At 69.1% G+C, this 17,101-nt stretch carries 22 protein-coding genes; 11 read left to right on the top strand and 11 right to left on the bottom strand.

All coding sequences use genetic code 11. The annotated features are described in order from the left end of the window. Positions 1–51: 51 nt before the first annotated feature. Together BMY97_RS24215 and BMY97_RS24210 are read left to right on the top strand one after the other, a co-directional pair. Positions 52–1,410, top strand: a complete 1,359-nt coding sequence (locus BMY97_RS24215) for an amidase family protein (protein ID WP_091620093.1) — start codon at positions 52–54, stop codon at positions 1,408–1,410. Between the two features lie 3 nt (positions 1,411–1,413). Then, on the top strand, positions 1,414–2,241 hold the full coding sequence (locus BMY97_RS24210) for a MerR family transcriptional regulator (protein WP_091620090.1): 828 nt from the start codon (positions 1,414–1,416) through the stop codon (positions 2,239–2,241). 44 nt (positions 2,242–2,285) lie between these two features. On the opposite strand, the gene BMY97_RS24205 is transcribed toward BMY97_RS24210, so the two are convergent. After that, positions 2,286–3,251 (bottom strand): helix-turn-helix transcriptional regulator, encoded by a 966-nt coding sequence (locus BMY97_RS24205; protein ID WP_091620088.1) that lies wholly within the window; start codon positions 3,249–3,251, stop codon positions 2,286–2,288. 118 nt (positions 3,252–3,369) lie between these two features. Here BMY97_RS24205 and BMY97_RS24200 point away from each other — a divergent pair, with 118 nt between their 5' ends. Beyond that, positions 3,370–4,056 (top strand): alpha/beta fold hydrolase, encoded by a 687-nt coding sequence (locus BMY97_RS24200; RefSeq protein WP_091620087.1) that lies wholly within the window; start codon positions 3,370–3,372, stop codon positions 4,054–4,056. Positions 4,057–4,237: 181 nt separating this feature from the next. On the opposite strand, the gene BMY97_RS24195 is transcribed toward BMY97_RS24200, so the two are convergent. Beyond that, the gene (locus BMY97_RS24195; RefSeq protein ID WP_091620085.1) at positions 4,238–4,843 is read right to left on the bottom strand and encodes a TetR/AcrR family transcriptional regulator; all 606 of its coding nucleotides are present in this window, start codon (positions 4,841–4,843) and stop codon (positions 4,238–4,240) included. Between the two features lie 80 nt (positions 4,844–4,923). On the opposite strand from BMY97_RS24195, the gene BMY97_RS24190 reads away from it, so the two are divergent. Together BMY97_RS24190 and BMY97_RS24185 are read left to right on the top strand one after the other, a co-directional pair. Then, a complete protein-coding gene (locus BMY97_RS24190; RefSeq protein ID WP_091620083.1) occupies positions 4,924–5,673 on the top strand; it encodes an SDR family NAD(P)-dependent oxidoreductase in 750 nt (249 codons plus the stop codon). A 53-nt stretch (positions 5,674–5,726) separates the two neighbouring features. Then, entirely contained in the window at positions 5,727–6,749 is a 1,023-nt protein-coding gene (locus tag BMY97_RS24185) for a helix-turn-helix domain-containing protein (protein WP_091620080.1), read from the top strand. Here BMY97_RS24185 and BMY97_RS24180 read toward each other — a convergent pair. Beyond that, a complete protein-coding gene (locus tag BMY97_RS24180; protein WP_091620077.1) occupies positions 6,746–8,488 on the bottom strand; it encodes a CocE/NonD family hydrolase in 1,743 nt (580 codons plus the stop codon). The two genes, BMY97_RS24185 and BMY97_RS24180, sit on opposite strands and share 4 nt — an antisense overlap. Positions 8,489–8,675: 187 nt before the next feature. Here BMY97_RS24180 and BMY97_RS24175 point away from each other — a divergent pair, with 187 nt between their 5' ends. Genes BMY97_RS24175 through BMY97_RS24165 form a run of 3 tightly spaced genes read left to right on the top strand, consistent with a single transcriptional unit; the run spans position 8,676 to position 10,921 of the window. Next, positions 8,676–10,076, top strand: coding sequence for a fatty acid desaturase (locus BMY97_RS24175; protein WP_091620074.1), 1,401 nt, complete (start codon positions 8,676–8,678; stop codon positions 10,074–10,076). Further along, positions 10,076–10,267, top strand: a complete 192-nt coding sequence (locus BMY97_RS24170; RefSeq protein WP_091620071.1) for a ferredoxin — start codon at positions 10,076–10,078, stop codon at positions 10,265–10,267. The genes BMY97_RS24175 and BMY97_RS24170 overlap by 1 nt, the downstream gene beginning before the upstream one ends. A gap of 21 nt (positions 10,268–10,288) precedes the next feature. Next, complete coding sequence (locus BMY97_RS24165; RefSeq protein ID WP_091620068.1) at positions 10,289–10,921, top strand: TetR/AcrR family transcriptional regulator; 633 nt, start codon at positions 10,289–10,291, stop codon at positions 10,919–10,921. A 5-nt stretch (positions 10,922–10,926) separates the two neighbouring features. Here the strand turns inward: BMY97_RS24165 and BMY97_RS24160 are convergent, their stop codons facing one another. From BMY97_RS24160 to BMY97_RS24130, 7 genes are all read right to left on the bottom strand, one after another. Next, on the bottom strand, positions 10,927–11,544 hold the full coding sequence (locus tag BMY97_RS24160) for a DUF3558 domain-containing protein (RefSeq protein ID WP_091620065.1): 618 nt from the start codon (positions 11,542–11,544) through the stop codon (positions 10,927–10,929). Positions 11,545–11,549: 5 nt separating this feature from the next. Next, positions 11,550–12,167 carry a DUF3558 domain-containing protein gene (locus BMY97_RS24155; protein ID WP_091620062.1) on the bottom strand — a complete coding sequence of 206 codons (618 nt, stop codon included), beginning with the start codon at positions 12,165–12,167 and terminating at the stop codon, positions 11,550–11,552. 5 nt (positions 12,168–12,172) lie between these two features. Further along, positions 12,173–12,790, bottom strand: a complete 618-nt coding sequence (locus tag BMY97_RS24150; RefSeq protein WP_177231525.1) for a DUF3558 domain-containing protein — start codon at positions 12,788–12,790, stop codon at positions 12,173–12,175. A gap of 5 nt (positions 12,791–12,795) precedes the next feature. Continuing rightward, complete coding sequence (locus tag BMY97_RS24145) at positions 12,796–13,443, bottom strand: hypothetical protein (protein ID WP_091620057.1); 648 nt, start codon at positions 13,441–13,443, stop codon at positions 12,796–12,798. An 86-nt stretch (positions 13,444–13,529) separates the two neighbouring features. Beyond that, entirely contained in the window at positions 13,530–13,871 is a 342-nt protein-coding gene (locus BMY97_RS24140; protein WP_091620054.1) for a hypothetical protein, read from the bottom strand. Between the two features lie 14 nt (positions 13,872–13,885). After that, a complete protein-coding gene (locus BMY97_RS24135; protein WP_091620051.1) occupies positions 13,886–14,197 on the bottom strand; it encodes a hypothetical protein in 312 nt (103 codons plus the stop codon). Next, complete coding sequence (locus tag BMY97_RS24130) at positions 14,194–14,433, bottom strand: hypothetical protein (RefSeq protein WP_091620049.1); 240 nt, start codon at positions 14,431–14,433, stop codon at positions 14,194–14,196. The genes BMY97_RS24135 and BMY97_RS24130 overlap by 4 nt, the downstream gene beginning before the upstream one ends. 196 nt (positions 14,434–14,629) lie before the next feature. Between BMY97_RS24130 and BMY97_RS24125 the strand changes: the two genes are divergently transcribed. Further along, positions 14,630–15,406: a polysaccharide lyase family 7 protein gene (locus BMY97_RS24125; protein ID WP_091620568.1), complete on the top strand. Its 777-nt coding sequence runs from the start codon at positions 14,630–14,632 to the stop codon at positions 15,404–15,406. Between the two features lie 32 nt (positions 15,407–15,438). After that, entirely contained in the window at positions 15,439–16,338 is a 900-nt protein-coding gene (locus BMY97_RS24120) for a right-handed parallel beta-helix repeat-containing protein (RefSeq protein WP_091620046.1), read from the top strand. A gap of 46 nt (positions 16,339–16,384) precedes the next feature. Here the strand turns inward: BMY97_RS24120 and BMY97_RS24115 are convergent, their stop codons facing one another. After that, complete coding sequence (locus BMY97_RS24115; RefSeq protein WP_091620043.1) at positions 16,385–16,810, bottom strand: antibiotic biosynthesis monooxygenase family protein; 426 nt, start codon at positions 16,808–16,810, stop codon at positions 16,385–16,387. Here BMY97_RS24115 and BMY97_RS24110 point away from each other — a divergent pair. Further along, complete coding sequence (locus BMY97_RS24110; protein WP_091620566.1) at positions 16,713–17,099, top strand: MarR family winged helix-turn-helix transcriptional regulator; 387 nt, start codon at positions 16,713–16,715, stop codon at positions 17,097–17,099. The genes BMY97_RS24115 and BMY97_RS24110 overlap by 98 nt on opposite strands. Positions 17,100–17,101 lie beyond the last annotated feature (2 nt).

Here is a 17,101-nt window from a genome sequence, read left to right as displayed (position 1 = left end):
CCCCGACGGGTGTGTTGACCCTGACACCGTGTCAGGCCGTAGACCGGAGCCATGACCGAGACACTGTTCGAATCCGCTACCGAAATCGCGGCGCTGCTGCGCGCGGGCCGGCTGTCCGCGCGTGAGCTGGCGGGGCTGGTGCTCGACCGCGTCGACGCGGTCAACCCGGCGCTGAACGCCGTGGTGGAGATCCACCGCGAAGCCGCACTCCGGGCCGCCGACGATGCCGACGTGGCGCTGGCCCGGTGCGAGCGCGTGGGGCCGTTGCACGGCGTGCCCATGACCATCAAAGAGAGCTTCCAGGCGTCGGGGATGCACTCCACCTGGGGTGATCCCGAGTTCTCCGGGTTTGTCGCCGACCGCGACGCGGTGGTCGTTTCGCGGCTGCGCTCGGCGGGGGCCGTGCTGTTCGGCACGACCAACGTCGCGCAGATGCTCGCCGACGTCGTGGAGTGCGCCAACCCGTTGTACGGCCGGACCGTCAACCCGTGGGACAGCACGCGCTCGCCCGGTGGCTCGACCGGAGGCGGCGCCGCAGCGCTGGCCGCCGGGCTGACCTTCCTGGAGTACGGCTCCGATCTGGCGGGCTCGATCCGGATCCCGGCCGCCTTCTGCGGGGTGTACGGCCTCAAACCCACTGCGGGCACGGTCCCGTTGGGCGGATTCCAGCCACCCGGCCCGCCCGCCGGTCCGAGCGACCTGGCCTACTTGTCCGCGGTCGGCCCGTTGGCCCGCTCGGCCGCCGACCTGCGCACCGCGCTGAGCGTCACCGCCGGCCCCGATGGCCAGGACGCCAAGGCGTACCGCTGGCAGCTGGCGCCGTCACGGCGGACGCGGCTGGCGGACTTCCGGGTCGGCGTGGTGCTGGACCACCCGGCCGCCGCTGTCACCGCCGAGGTCGGTGCCGCGTTGTCGAACGCCGTGGACGCCTTGGACGCGGCGGGGGCGAAGATCGTGACGGGCTGGCCGGACGGCGTCGATCCGGTCCGGCAGGCGGACTCGTTCGGGTTCCAGGTGCGGCAGTTCCTCGCCTTCCACGGTGGTGACCCGGACTTCGCCACCGCGGCGGCGATGGTCGAGCAGCACCGGCTCCGGATGGCGGCCCGCACGGCCTGGGACCGGTACTTCTCGGAGGTCGACGTGCTGCTCTGCCCGGCCACCTGCACCGCGGCGTTGCCCCACCTCGGTCCGGACGACGAGCGGCCGTACCACGAGCTGGGGTTCTGGATCGCGCCCGCTTCCCTGGCCGGTCTGCCGGCGCTCAGCGCCCCGGCCGGGCGCACCCCGGGCGGGCTGCCGGTCGGCGTGCAGATCGTCGGCCCCCGGCACGAGGACGACACCGTGATCACCTTCGCCGAGCTGGCCGCCGAGGTCGTCGGCGGGTTCACCGCGCCGCCCGTGTCAGGATGAGCCATGTTCGCCATCGGTGAGTTCGCCCGGCATGGCCGGGTGTCGGTGCGCATGCTGCGTCACTACGACGCCATCGGACTGCTGAGGCCCGCCCACGTCGACCCGGCCACCGGTTACCGCTCCTACCAGGCCGCGCAGCTGACCGAGCTCAACCGGATCGTCGCGCTCAAGGATCTCGGCTTCACCCTCGAGCAGGTGCGGGCCATGCTCGCCGAGCAGGTCGGTGTCGAGCAGGTGCGGGACCTGCTCGCCCTGCGCCGCGCCGACCTCGAAGCCGCCGTCGCCGCGACCGCGCAGCGGCTGGCCCAGGTCGAGGCCAGGCTCCAGGCGATCGAACTCGACGGCCGGCTGCCCGACCACGAAGTGGTGGTCAAGCACCTGCCCGCGGTCCGGCTGGCGGAGCTGTCGACGAGCGCGGGCAGCTTCCACCCGGACGACATCGGCCCGGTGGTCCACCCGCTCTGCGCCGAACTCGGCCGCCGGCTGGCCACGGCCGAGGTCACCCCCGTCGGCCGGCTCACCTGCTACTACGTCGAAGACGGCGGTGGCGCGGTGACCGTGCACGCCGCGGTCCCCGTCGCCACCGAACACGGCCCCGCGCGCAACGGCCTGTCGATCATCGACCTGCCCGCCGGCGACCACGCCACCCTCGTCCACCGCGGCCCGATGGACGCCGTGCTGCCCGCCTGGCAAGCGCTGGCGCACTGGGCCGACGCCCACGGCCGCCACTCGACCGGACCGGCCCGTGAGCTCTACCTGGACTGTCCGGCGGACCCCGCCCACTGGGTCACCGAACTGCAGGAACCGCTGGCTGACCTCCGGGCGGTCTGACCGGTTCGCCTGCTTCGCGCGTGACGTGGCCGGCCTGCTCGCAACTACCCGTCCCGCGGCGCCAAGGCCGCGGCAAAGCGCGTCGCGACCGCCGCGACCGCGGCCCGCAGCTCGTCTCCGCCTTCGACGCGGAAGTCGAACGGCACGGCTGCCAGCCACTCCTGCGCGTACATCGCCGGATTGCCGGTGCTGCCGACGAGCACGCACCCGTCCCCCGATGGCTGAAGCCGTCCCATGGGAGGCCGGATCCACGGCGCCACCTCGGCCGGCGGGGCATCGAACACGACGCGGGTGGGGAACTCCCAGCCCGTGCCCAGGTTCTCCTCCAGCGCCGCGACCGGGTCGAGGTCGCCGGGCGGCTCGAACTCATGCGCGGTTTGCCCGACCGAGTGGATCCGGTCGACCCGGTAGGTGCGGATCGCGTCCGCCCGATGGGAATGACACAGCAGGTACCAGCGCCCGTGGCGGACCACGACCGCCCACGGGTCCACTTCGGCCGTCCACGCGTTGCCGGCCTCGCTCCGGTACTCGATCAGCACCCGATGCCTGGCCGCGACGGCGGCGACGAGTGCGCTGGTGGTGGCGGGATCCGGGCGGGCCGAGTGCCGGTCGGGCGTGGCCTTGGCGTGCTCGCGCAGGGCGGCCGCCTGCCGGCCGACGTTCTCGGGCAGCGCCTGGACGACCTTGCCGAGGGCCGCGCCGACCGGGTCGTCGGCTTCGGTGGCGGCCGGCTGGCCGTCGAGCACCGCCATGACCAGGCCCAGCGCCTCGGCCTGGGTGAACACGATCGGCGGCAGCCTCGTCCCGCGCCGGAGCCGGTACCCGCCGTGCGGGCCCCGGTTCGACTCGACCTGGATGCCGGCCTCGCGGAGGATCCCGATGTAGCGGCGGGCGGCACGCTCCGTGACACCCAGTCTCTCGGCGAGCTGGTCGGCCGTCGCGCCGGGGCGCGCCTGGAGGATCTCCAGGGCGCGCAGTGCCCGGGCGGTGGGGCTGAGATCACTCGGCACCCGGGCAGGCTAGGCGATCGCCCGTTGAACCGGAAGCCGATTGTCCGGAATTGCCTCTAGCGTGACGTGATGACGCACCGCGGTGATCTGGCCGCGCGGAAAAAAGGGAGAATTGATCATGGACGTCCTGCTCATCGCCGGCCTGTGGCTCGACGGATCCGCCTGGGCCGACGTCGCGTCCTCGCTCCGGTCGCTCGGCCACCGCCCCGTGCCGCTGACCCTGCCCGGCCAGGGTGACGGATCGGCCTCCGCCACATTCGACGACCAGGTGGCGGCCGTGCTCGCCGCCGTGGACGCCGCCTCCGGCAAGCCCGTGGTGGTCGGGCACTCGGCTGCCTGCACCCTGGCCTGGCTGGCTGCGGACGCGCGTCCGGACAAGGTGGCCAAGGTGGTCCTCGTCGGCGGCTTCCCGGCTTCCGACGGGAAGCCTTACGCCGATTTCTTCGAGGCGCGGGACGGCTTCATGCCGTTCCCCGGCTGGGACCCGTTCGAAGGACCGGACTCGGCCGACCTGGACGAGGAAGCCAAGCGCGCCTTCACCGCCGCCGCGATCCCCGTTCCCCAGGGCGTGTCCACCGGCATCGTGCGGCTGACCGACGAGCGGCGCTTCGAGGTCCCGGTCGCCCTCGTCTGCCCCGAGTTCACCGCGGCCGAGGCCAAAACCTGGGTCGACGCCGGCGACATCCCCGAGCTCGCCAAGGCCGAGCACCTCGACTTCATCGACATCGACTCCGGCCACTGGCCCATGCACACCAAACCGGCCGAACTCGCCCGCCTGCTCGCCGCGGCGGCGGGCCCGGCCTGATCGGGGTTCCCGTGACCAGTACACCGCGGTGAACTGACCCGGATGTCGAGCGGCGGCTCGGCTACCTGCGCAGGCGGCGGATTCGGCCGCTCGGAGACCGCGTTCTTCAGGCCGCCGCCTGGCGGGTCGCCGACCGGCTCGGGTGGCCCGGCACCTTTGCCGCCGAGTACGTCGCTTCTGATCACGTCGATCCGGTGCGATCGGCAAGGGGGAGCGCCGCCAGCGAGGTCGTGGCGATCGCGGTCAGCTCGGCGCGGCCGACGCCCGCGGTGGCGACCACCTCCATCCCGCGGGTGACGGCGACGAAGTACGCCGCGAGCGCGCGCGGGTCGGCGTCGGAGGCGATCTCGCCGCTGCGCTGGGCGTCGATGATGCAGTGGCGGTAAATCCCTTCGAGCCGGGTGAATCCGTCGAGCGCGGACGCGGCGACGTCGGTGTCCCGGTGCCCCAGCTCGACGGTGGCCTTGGTGAACAGCGAGCCCTGCCGGTCGTCGTCGCCCAGCACGATGGCGACCTTCAGCATCTGCGCCTTGATCCGCTCCAGCGGCGTGGAATCGGGGCCGGACAACGCTTCGTCGACTGCCTCGATGGCGTCGGCGGTGCTCGCCAGCAGCGCCTTCATGAACAGTCCGCGCTTGCCGCCGAAAGCGTTGTACAGGCTCTGCTTGCCGAGCCCGGTCGCCTTCGTCAAGTCGTCGATCGTGGTCCCGCCGTAGCCGTTGCGCGCGAAGGTTTCGCCGGCCGAGGCGACGACCGCGTCCTCGGCGAACTTCCTCGGTCTGGCCATGGCAAGGACCCTACATCGTTTTTGACTTTCTCGTCCATAACCGTATTGTGGACCATGTAGTCAAAAACCTAGGAGCCGAAATGGCACAGCTGGACTCCAAGACCGCCCTCGTCACCGGCGGAACGTCCGGGATCGGGCGCGCGATCGCCACCCGGCTGGCGGGCGAGGGCGCGCATGTCTTCGTGACCGGGCGTCAACGACCTCAGCTCGAGGCGCTCGTCGACGAACTCGGCGACAAGGTCACCGGCATCCGCGGCGACGTCTCGGACCTCGACGACCTCGACCGGGTCTACGCCGCGATCGGCGAACGCGGCGCCGGTCTCGACATCGTGGTGGCGAATGCCGGCGGCGGCACGTTCGCGAAGCTGGCGGAGCTCAAACCCGGGGACTTCGACCACACCTTCGGGACCAACGTCCGCGGAACCGTCTTCACGGTGCAGAAAGCGTTGCCCCTGCTCAATCCCGACGCGTCGGTGGTGATCACGGGATCGACCTCGGCCTCGAGGGCGACCGCGGCGTTCGGCGTCTACTCGGCGAGCAAGGCGGCGCTCCGCCAGTTCAGCCGGGTCTGGGCGATCGAGCTCGCCGAGCGCGGTGTCCGGGTCAACACGATCACGCCAGGGCCGACCGAGACCCCCGGACTCGCCGGTCTGGCGGCCGATCCGGTCGAGGCCCGGGCGTTGCTGGACGCGGAAGCCCGCCGCGTCCCGCTCGGCCGGCTCGGGCAGCCCGCCGAGATCGCCGACGCGGTGCTTTTCCTGGCCTCGCCGCAGGCGAAGTTCATCACCGGCACCGAATTGTTCGTCGACGGCGGGGAATCCCAAGTCTGACCGGCGTTGTCCGGTGGGTGGCACTGCGCGCGACGCGTTGGAAGGATGTCGTCATGCACCAGGTAGTGGCCAGACTGGACGCCCTCGATCCCGAGGCGGGCGCCGCCGTCCGGGTCATCAGGCGATTCGACGAGCTCCTCGAGGGCCGCGCCGGCCTCGAGCCCATCCTCGCCGCGGTCGCCGTGCTGACCGGCTCGCCCGCGCGGCTCGTCGACGCCCGGTTCGCCATCGACCTGCGCGCCGACGTCGGGGGACAGGTCCGGCGCAACACCGGTCCCGCCGATCCGCGGTGGCCCCACGGCCCGCTCGAACCAGGCGGTCGACCGGCCTTCTGGCTGGAACGCCTCGGCGGGCACACCCTGGTCGACGCGATGGTCCTGGACCGCGCCGCCTTCGCCGCCCGCGAGGTGCTGCACCGGACTCGAAGCTCCACCCGGACCGGCCCCGGCTCGCCGGCGAACGACCCGGCCGCGGTCGAGGTCCTGCTCGACGGCGGCGCCGACGAAGCCGACCGGCTGTTCGCCGCGCGATTGCTGCACCTGCCCGAGCAGGCCGACGTGCGGGCCGTGGCCACGGCGGACGGCGCCAGGCAGATCGTGGTCGGCCGGACCCTCGCGGATCGCTGGGACGGGGCGGGTCGGATCGGCGTCGGCCCCGCCGTGCCCGTGCTGGACCTGCCGAAATCCTGGTCGCAGGCGCGCACCGCGCTGCGCTTCGCCGCTGCCGGAACCGACGACGACCCGGGCCCGTCCGTCGTGTTCGCCGACGAGCTGGGTTCGCTGATGCTGCTCGCCGACGCCCTCGACCCGGCCGGCCCGCCGGCCGACGTCCGAGCGCTCGAGAAGGCGGCCCGTTCCGGTCCCTGGGTGCTGCGAACGCTGGTCGAGTTCACCTCGCACGCCAGCCTCCGCCTCGCGGCCGCCGCCCTGTACCTCCACCACTCGACGCTCAAGGACCGGATCACCGCCATCGAGCACGACCTCGGCTTCACGGTGGGCGATCCCCCGGGGCGGCTGCGGGCGCAGCTGGCGCTCGCCCTTCGGCGACTGCTGCTGCACCCGGCCGCCGCCGATTAGCGGCGGACGACGGGCAGCACGACGCGGCTGGGGTATTCGGCGCCGCGGTGGAGGTGGTTGACCGCGGTCGCCATGTCGGCCAGGTGCTCGCGGGCGATGACGCCGCCGGTGTTGGAGTTGCGGTCGTAACGGGGGAAGTTGCTACTGGAGATCTCCACCATGATCCGGTGCCCTGGCAGGAAAACGTCGGCCGTGGCGATCAGGTCGATCTCGATCTCGTACACCTCGCCGGGGGTCATCGGCTCCGGAGTGGACAGTGAGTTCCGGTAGCGCATCCGCTGGATGCCGGCGCACAGGATGATCGCCCGGCCGTCGGGGTGGACGTCCACCAGCTTCGCGGTGAAGTCCGTGTCCACAACGGACGAGCTGACGAACAGCGTCGCCGAGACCGGACCGGTCACCTCGACCGGCTCGTCCAGCACGTCCGTCACGAAGACCAGCACGTCGTCGCGGCCGTGCACGGGGCGCTGATCCGCGGCGCCGTCGTACCCGCCCATGTTCATCATCGTGCCGCCGAGCGAGGGCACCGGGCGGCGCGGGTCGTAGAGGTAGGTGTCGGTGAACTCGCCGGTCGGCTCGCCGGCCGAGAGCCGCCCCGAGCCGGCCGCGGTGTTCGCCGGGCCGTCGCCGTCCAGGTAGTAGGGCTTGTACCGGGTGCCGGGCAACGGCCAATCCGGCTCGTCGCGCCACCGGTCGATGCCCATCACGAACAGCCGGACCGGCGCCCGGCCGTCCAGCGCGTCTTCCTGCCCCTTCAGCCAGCGGTCGAAGAACGCGATCTGGGGTTCGGTGAGCATCGCGGCGTCCATACTCGCCGCCGCCCCGAACGAGCGGTCGGGGTAGTACCCGAGGAATCCGGTGGGGTTGTGGCTCCACGGGCCGATGATCAGCCGCTGGCCCTGCCGGGCCTCGGCCGAGCCCGCCCGTGCCTTCATCTCGTTGTACGCGTGCAGGGTCTCGCCGATGAACAGGTCGTACCAGCCGCCGATGTGCAAGGCCGGCGTGGTGATCGACGGCGCCTGGTCGACCGCGGCCAGCTCCTGCCAGTACTCGTCCCGGTCCGGGTGCCCGATCGCGACGTCGACCATCCAGGGCAGGTACTTGGCGATCAGCGGCTGGTCGGCGACCGGGGTGACCTCGTTCAGCAGCCTGCGGTCGGCGAGCCGCGCCATCAGCTCCGGGAGGTCTTCCGCGACGTCGGCACCCTGGTCACGGGCTCGAAGCGCCTCGTTCAGCGACATCATCGTCGCCCAGCCGAGTGAGCAGTCCAGGGACAGGGCGCCGCCGGGGGAGTGCCAAGGCGCCCGGTAGAGGTCGGCCGATCCGACACCCGGGGCGATCGCCTTGAGCGCCGGCGTCGCGGAGGCGGCGGCCCGCCACTGCACCATGCCGAGATACGAAGGTCCCCACATGCCCACGCTGCCGCTGCACCAGTGCTGTTCGGCCAGCCAGGAAACGGTGTCGGCCCCATCGTCGCGGTCGGCCGCGTGCGGCTCGAACACCCCGGCGGAGTCGAAAGTCCCTCGGCAGTCCTGGAACACCACGGCGTATCCGTGGCGCAGCAGCTTGAAGAAATTCGGCGAGCTGGCCCCCAGCGCCCCGAGCATCTCCTTGCCGTAGGGCGTGCGCATGAGCAGGGCCGGCACCGGCTCGTCGGTGTCCGGCCGCCAGATGCTGGTCGACAGCGTGGTCCCGTCCCGCATCGGCACCCGCACGTCCGAGGTGACTTCGAACTTCATCGTCGACCGTCCTTTTCGTCTCGGCAACGAGATCGGACCGCCAGGCTAGGCGCGATCGGCCTGCCGGATGGCGGGGATCACCCGCCATCCGGCAGACGACGGCTGGATGTACATGAATCGAGTACTTGTAAAGCGCGATGTACATCAGCTACATTTGTGTAAATCCAGCCAACGGAGGAGGGATCTGATGAGCGAGACGATCGGGACCGTGCCGGCCGGTTCGACCGAGCAGTGGCGCGACCGCAAGCGATACCTGTGGCTGATCGGGCTTGTCGTGCCCTCGCTGGCCTTCCTCGCGATCGGGCTGCACGCGGCGACCGGGTGGGGCGTGTGGTTCTGGATCGGGCCGATCGTGATCCTCGTGGTCGTGCCGCTGATCGACCTGCTCGCAGGGCTGGACCGCGGCAACCCGCCGGACGACGTGATCGAACGACTGGAGAACGACCGCTACTACCGGTGGATCACGTTCATCTTCCTGCCCGTCCAGTACCTCGGTTTCGTGGTGGCGTTCTGGCTGATCGCCCGCGGCGACCTGTCCATTGTGGACAAGATCGGCCTGGCCGTCTCGATCGGCTGCATCGGCGGGATCGGCATCAACACCGCGCACGAGCTGGGGCACAAGAAGGAGAGCCACGAGCGCTGGCTGTCGAAGATCGCGCTGGCGCAGAGCTTCTACGGTCACTTCTACATCGAGCACAACCGCGGCCACCACGTGCGCGTGGCGACGCCGGAGGACCCGGCGAGCAGCCGCGTCGGCGAGAGCTTCTACCGGTTCTGGCCGCGGACGGTGTTCGGCTCGCTGAAGTCCGCGTGGCGGCTGGAGCGCAAGCGTTACGCGCGGCGCGACCGGCACCCGTACCGCATCGGCAACGACGTGCTCAACGCCTGGCTGATGTCGGCGGTGCTGTGGGCGGCGATGATCGTGTGGCTGGGCGTCGGCGTGCTGCCGTACCTGGTGATCCAGGCCGTGATCGGCTTCTCGCTGCTGGAGGTCGTCAACTACATGGAGCACTACGGCATGCGGCGGCAGCGGGTGGGCGCGCCGGGGCGGCGGCGGTACGAACGCGTGGACCCCAGCCACAGCTGGAACTCCAACAACATCGCCACCAACGTCCTCCTGTACCACCTGCAGCGGCACAGCGATCACCACGCCAACCCGACCCGGCGCTACCAGACGTTGCGTGATTTCGCCGAATCCCCGGTGCTGCCGACGGGGTACGCCGGGATGATCGTGCTCGCGCTGGTGCCTCCGGTGTGGCGCCGGGTGATGGACCCGCGCGTGCTCGCGCACTTCGACGGCGACCTCAGCCGGGCCAACCTCCAGCCGAGCAAGCGGGCCAAGATCCTTGCCCGGTACGGAATTTCCGGTTCGGCCCCGTCCGTGACCGTTTCGGACACCCACGGCGACGCGTCCGAGGGCGGCATGTGCCCGGGCTGTGGCTACGTGTACGACGAGAAGCTCGGCGACCCGCGCGAGGGCTTCCCGGCGGGCACGCCGTGGTCGGCGATCCCGGACGGCTGGTGCTGCCCGGACTGCGGCGTGCGCGAGAAGGTCGACTTCGTCGCGCCGGGACGGGTGGGTGCGTGATGCGGATCGAAGCGGACCGCGACAAGTGCGCCGGGCTGGGCATGTGCGAGGCCATGGCGCCGGACTTCTTCGAGGTGGACGAGGAAGGCACCGTGCTGGTGCTCGAGGAGCAGCCGGGCGAGGAGCATCGACAGGACCTCGAGGCGGCCGTCGTCTCCTGTCCGGTGCTGGCCTTGAAGCTGCGGGACTGACGGCTCCCGGGGCGGCTTAGAATGACGATCATGAGCGGGTCACCTCCGGCCGCGCCGCCCGGGGGCGGCCAGTATCGGCAGCCGATCGTCGTCGCGGCGATCGAGCTGACCGCGCGGTCGGGCTGGTCGGCGGTCACGATGGTCCGGCTGGCCGAGATCGTGGGCGTCAGCCGTCAGACCGTGTACAACGAGATCGGCTCCAAGCCGGCGCTGGCGGAGGCGATGGTCGCGCACGAGCTGGACCGCTTCCTCTCCGTCGTCCGCGCCGCCTTCGACCGCCGCCCGGACGACCTGGTCGAGGCGGTTTACGACGCGGTCCGCGCGGTCCTCGAACTGGCCGACGACAACACCCTGCTCCGCGCCATCGCCTCAGCCACGCACGGCGCCGACACCGAACTGCTGCCCCTGCTGACCACCCAGGCGGGCTCCCTGCTCACCGAGGCCCGGACGATGCTTATCCGGCGCGTCGAGTCCTACCGTCCGCCGCTGGACCCCGACCAGCTCGCGGCGGTGATCGACCTGATCGTCCGCACCGTCCTGAGCCACGTCATGCAGCCTTCCGACACCCCGGCCCGAACGGCGGACAGTCTGGCGTGGATCGTGGGACGGGTGCTCGAGGTGCCGGCGGGAGCGTCTTTGCGGCATCGGGCTTGAGGGGTTCAGTGGTGGCGGAGGTTGTTGAGGACGAAGTCGGCGGTTTTGAGTACTCCGCCGCAGCGGTTTTTGTCCCAATAACGTGAGGGGGTACCGTCTCCGCCGTAGCTGACGTGCAGCATCTTGGTGTCACTCACCCCGACCGCGACGTCACAGTCGTCTGGCCCGCTCCCTTGGTGATAGACAACGGTGGGATAGCCGTCGAGGGAAACTTCGGACCAGGGCTCCAGATTGTGTGTGGATGTCGGCCGAGAAGCTGCGAGTTCGGCGAGGTTGACCGGTCCCGCCAGCGGTTCTGAAATTATGACGAGCGGTCCACTTCGTGAGATCCAATTGCAACCTACCGCAGCACTGTTGTCCCCCAGAGTTGGCCGGACATCACTGGGTGGATCGGCCACCACGGCGGCGACTTGTTCCTTGGTGAGAATTTGGCAGGGGGCCTTTTCGAACGATGTGAGATCCAGTGGCTGCTTTACCGGGGTGAACGGGATGGCGGCGCCGGGTTGTACTGGGGTGGGTGGTTGGGTCAGCGTCGGTGTGGGCTGTTTCGGCCCGCAGGCGGTGAGCGCTGCCGTGGTGATGATCGCCGCGCACAGGAGGGCTGCGTACTTGGTCGAGGTCATCGGGCTCAGGTGTGGCGGAGATTGTCGAGGACGAATTCGGCGGTTTTGAGTACGCCGCCGCAGCGGTTTTTGTCCCAATAACGTGAGGGAGAGCCTTCTCCGCCGTAGCTGAAGTGCAGCATTTTGGTGTCGTTCACTCCGACGGCGACGTCGCAGTCATCTGGTCCGGGCGTTTCGTGGAAGATGGCGGCCGGGTAGCCGTCGAGGGAGATCTCGGACCAGGGTTCGAGACCACGCGCCCGGCTCGCCCGAGTTGCGGCGAGTTCGGTGAGGTTCACCGGTTTCACTTGTGGTTCCGAAATGGTGACGAGCAGTCCGTGCGTCGTGACCCAGGTACAGCGAAACGTTGCGGGGTCTTTACTCGCAGTCGGACGGACGCCGTCTGGTGGGTCGTCCACCACGGCGGCGACCTGGTCCTTGGTGAGAATCTGACAGGGAGCGCTCTCGAACGGTGTGAGATCCAGTGGCTGCTTTACCGGGGTGAAGGGGAGGATGGGTCCGGGCTGTACCGGAGTGGGTGGCTGGTCGAGGACTGGTGCGGGCTCTTTGGGGTCGCACGCGGTGAGGGCCGCGGTAGCGAGGATGGCTGTGCACAGGGCGGCTAAGAGCTTCGTGGAGGTCATTGTGCTCAGGTGTGGCGGAGGTTGTCGAGGACGAATTCGGCGGTTTTGAGTACGCCGCCGCAATGGTCTTTGGCCCAATACTGTGACGGTGAGATCTGTCCTCGGTAGCTGAAGTGCAGCATCCTGGTGTCGCTTATCCCGACTGCGACGTCACAGTCATTGGTCCCGCTGAGTTCGTGGTAGATGACGGCTGGGTAGCCGTCGAGGGAAACTTCAGACCAGGGATCGAGGCTATGCGCCGCAGACGATCGAGAGGCGGCGAGCTCGTTGAGGTTCTGTGGCTTCACCAGAGGTTCCAGGATGGTGACGAGCGGTCCACGTGGCGAGGTCCAGATGCAGCGGAACAATGCGGAGTCGTTACTCGCGGACGGCTGGACGTCACTGGGCGGATCTGCCACTACGGCGGCGACTTGTTCTTTGGTGAGAATCTCGCAGGGCGCCTTCTCGAACGGCGTGAGGTTCAGCGGCTGCTTGACTGGAGTGAACGGTATGGCGACACCTGGCTTTACTGGGGTGGGCGGCTGGTCCAAGGTCGGTGTGGGCTGCTTCGGGCCGCAAGCGGTGAGCAAAGCGGCACAGGTCACCAGGGTGTATAGGGCGACCGCAGGTTTCGTCGAGGTCATCGGGCTCATTCTGGAAAAGCCGTCGGATTGACGCGCCATTGCTTCTCGTTGTTAATGCCGGAGTTCCCCGCCATCTCCGGTATCTCCGGAAAATTGGTATCAGCCTGCTGCAAGCTGATTGCACCACCCGCGAATTTACCCAGGTCTGTGAGTGATTCACCGAACAGTACGGCGACCTTGTCTATTAGTGTGCTGAACGCGTCGATCACTGTGTCGATTACGTCTTTGGCTGTGAAGAGGTCTACGATGGGCACTTCCACGGTCAGCGCCGCGAGTACTCCTTTGATGCCGATTTTGCTCAGCTCGGTCCCGCAGGCGCCGACAAACTCGATGGCACTCTTGTAGGTGTTGATCACGCAGTTGGCGATCTCGACGAGGATCACGGACATGCTGGCGACAGCGCCTTGCGGGCTATTGAGAGCGTTGCCGACGCGGCCGGCATAGGCGTTGAACTGGTCGGCCGCGCGGCCTGTCCAGGTACCGCTCACCACGTTGGTTGCCGCGCTGATGTCGTTCGCGTTCGTCGCGCCCAGAATGTCGTTTTCGGCGAAGGCGAGGGCCATCTTCTGCACTGCGAGGGAGTCGCCCAGCAACTTGTGCCGGATGTTGTCGAGGAGGCGAATGATGTCGTCACGGCCGAAGATGTTCGCCACCTGGCGAATCCTTGCGTCGGTCTCGTCGGGATAAGGCCCTGGGGGTGCCGTTGGGTCCGGTATGTGAACTGGCGTGCCGGTCATGGTCAGTTCATCCCCTTTTCCTTGTCCCGCAGGCGTCGATAGTCCTCTTCGTCCTGGGTTTCGTAGTAGTCCGCGGCTTTGTCGACCGCCGCGGCGAAACTGTCCAGCTTTTCGGCACCGCGTCTGCTCTTGTTCTGCATGCTGGCGATCACGTTGTTGAAGACTTCCACGATGTGCGATTGAACGCCGAGCAAACCGACGTCTTCGTCGTGGAGGACCATCGAAGACAGATCGTCGTTGGCGAATTTCATCACCTTGTCGCGGGCGGCGAAGATGTGTTCTGTCGCCTGTCGTAGGGCTTGGGGGTAGACCTCGAAGCCGGCGCCGGACGAGTCGTTGGTCATGGGGTCTAGGCCGCTCATCGGGGTCCTGCCTCTCGGGCGGCTTCGTCGACCATCAGCTTGCGACGGGTCGTGGCCGCGGATTCCGCGTTGTTCACCGCGCGTAGGACGTGGCCTGCCAGGCTGGCGCCTGTTTGGACGGCGACGGCTTCCTGGTCCAGCTCGACCGAGATCAAGGCACCTGAGCCGTCCACGATGAGCTGGCCCAGGTTCGCGCCGATGTCCAGGACCAGCGGCAGGGCTTCCCCGTCAGCCGCGGCTTGCTCCACCGCGGCGACGCGGGCGTCGATCTCCTTGGCGAGGTTGTACAGCTCTTCCTCGGTGTTCACCAGTGCCCCCGTCCGGTGTCCGGTTCGTCCGGCCGGGGCGGCGACCTGGTGGGCGTCGGCGCCCACTCCGGCTGGGGTTCTGCCCGCAGCGGCTCCTTGCCGAACAGCGCGTTCAGTTTCAGCAGCGAGGACGCTCGTGTGGTGTCGCGGGTGTTTTTGATCGTCTGGACGATCACGAGCCCCAGCTTCTGCCCGGCTGGACCATGCAGTGCACGATCCTCGATCCGCAGGTCCACTAGCTTTCCCTGACCGGTCACCACGGCGGGGCCCGGTCATGACCGCATCACAGTGTTCACCATTCTTTCCCCCTACTCCAAGTTCCGTCGAGATAACGGAACGTGCCCGATGAGTACAATACTGTGACCGATCGGTTACGCAAAGACCCCGGGGGATCGGGGACCGGTCCCGGCGGGTGTGGCTAGCTTGCTGATCATGAAACGGACCCAGCGGATCCTTCTCGTGGCAATGGCGACGACGGCGGTGGCGATTTCGGCGACCGCGACCGCGACCGCGACTGCGGCGGCAACGGCGGCGACACCGGCCTGCAGTCATCCGGCAGACGTGCTGGACCTGGCGAACTGGAAGGAAACCCTCCCCACCGGCTCGGCGGGCAAACCGACCGAGGTCACCCAGCCGGAGCTGAAGACCTTCAGCGCCGATCCGTGGTTCACCACTGCCGCGGGGTGCACCGGGGTCCAGTTCCGGGCGGCGGTGAACGGGGTGACCACCAGCGGCAGCGGCTACCCGCGGTCGGAGCTGCGCGAGATGGCCGGCGGTGACGCGGCGAGCTGGTCCACCACCCAGGGCACCAGCACGCTGACGGTCGACACCTCGGTCACCCATCTGCCCGCGGACAAGCCCCAGGTCGTCGTCGCCCAGATTCATGACAGCGAGGACGACGTGACCGTCTTCCGGCTCGAGGGCAGCAAGCTCTACGTCACCAAGGGCAACGACACGCACTACCAGCTCGCCGACGGCAACTACCGGCTCGGCACCAGGTTCACCGTCAAGTTCGTGGCCGGGGGCGGCCGGATTTCGGCCTTCTACAACGGGACCAAGGTCGCCGACTTCGCCGCGGATTCCTCGGGCGACTACTTCAAGGCGGGGGTCTACACCCAGGCCAACTGCGACAAATCTTCGCCGTGCAGCACGGAGAACTACGGCGAGACGGTGGTGTACGGGCTGACCGTCGCCCACCAGGACCAGTGAGGGAATACCGGAGGGTGAAAACGTTGTCCACTATGAGAATCGTTGCGACCTGCGCCGCGTTGGTGTTGCCGTTCGCCGGGACGGCCGCGGCCGCTCCCGCGAGCAGCGCGGCCGGGGCATACGCCGGCGCCGGGCCGGCCTGCACCCGGCACCTCGCCGACACCGGGGCCGCCGACACCGTGCGTCCCGGCGACGTCGTCTGCTTCGACAGCACGGCCAAGACCCAACGGCTGAAGATCACCAAGGGCGGCACGGCCCAGGCGCCCGTCACCTATTCCGGCGCGGGCCAGCAAGTCGGCGGGATCGACGTCGACGCCGACTACGTCGTGGTCGACGGGTACACAATGGACCAGCCGTCGGCGCCCGGCATCGAGGTCCACGGAAACGGTGTGACGGTGCAGAACAACACGGTCACCGCGCCGAAGGGCGGCGACGGGGACGGGTTGCGCTTCTTCGGCGACAACATCGCCATCCGGCACAACACCGTCAGCAAGACCGACAACAGCACCGGCGCCCACGCCGACTGCATGCAGACCTTCGCCACCGACGAGGACGACGTGGCCAGCAGCCACCTGGTCATCGACAGCAACCGGTGCGAGCAGGTCGACAACATGTGCCTGATGGCGGAGGGCCCGAACTCCGAGGCCGGCGACGGCAGCGGCAAGGGCGTTTCGGAGGACTGGACGTTCAGCAACAACTACTGCCAGACCCGTCAAGCGTCCCAGACGCTGATGGTCGACGACGTCCAGCACCTCACCGTCACCGGCAACACCTGGGTGGCGGGCCCGGACCACGCCATCGGCCTGCAGAACCACTCGACCGACGCGCACGTCAAGGACAACAAGCTCGACCCGTCCATCAAGTGCGAGGTCGGCATCGACAAGTCCTCCGAGCAGGGCTACCAGGGCCCTGCGCCCGGCTGCGACCCGTGACCACCGCCGGTCGCGGCCCCGGTTCACGGGCCGCGACCGGTGAGGTTCACGGCAACTGGTCGCCGGGAGTCACGTCGATGACGGACTGGTAGACCATCGGGCGGGCCTTGGCGTCGAGTTCGGGGTCGTTGACCAGCCGCTGGATCGAGGCCGGCCACTCCGGGTTGCGCCGGGCCTCGTCGACGGCGGCGCCCGATTCCCATTCGGCGACGTTGATGAAGGTCAGCTCGGCCTGGTCGCTCATCGCGCGGAGCATGCGCGCCTGGATGAAGCCGGGGGCGGACGCCATCAGGCGGGCGTTGTCCTTCCATCGGCTGAGGAAGCGGTGCTGCTGGGTCGTCGGCACCGGGAAGGCGTTGATCAGGGTGACCGGCGTGCTTACGCCGGCGGCGGTGCCGCTTGATGAACGCGGCGTGTTCCTGTTGTCGCAGCTCGGTCGCCACGTCGCGGAGCGGATGGCCGCGAGCCTCATGCCGCTGGGGCTCCAGCCGGCGCATTTCGGGCTCGAAGCGCACGAGCTGGTCCGCCGCACCCGCCATCCGGACGACCGCCGCGCTTACGCCGTGCGGCTGACCGGGCGGGCCCGCGCCGTCCTGCGCGAGGCCGAAGCCTCCGCGGACGCTCTGGAGGACAGCGTTCTCGCGCCGCTGAGCGAGCCGGAACGGCGACAGCTCATCGGGATGCTGCACCGGGTCGCCGTGCACGCCGAACTGCTGCCGGGTGTCCATCCCGGACTCCAGCTGCGTAGGGCGCGCTCGTGAGT

Source organism: Amycolatopsis saalfeldensis (assembly GCF_900110575.1).
Lineage (GTDB): Bacteria > Actinomycetota > Actinomycetes > Mycobacteriales > Pseudonocardiaceae > Amycolatopsis > Amycolatopsis saalfeldensis.
The sequence above is the reverse complement of the archived record's forward strand: the minus strand, read 5'-3'. Positions and strand labels throughout refer to the sequence as shown.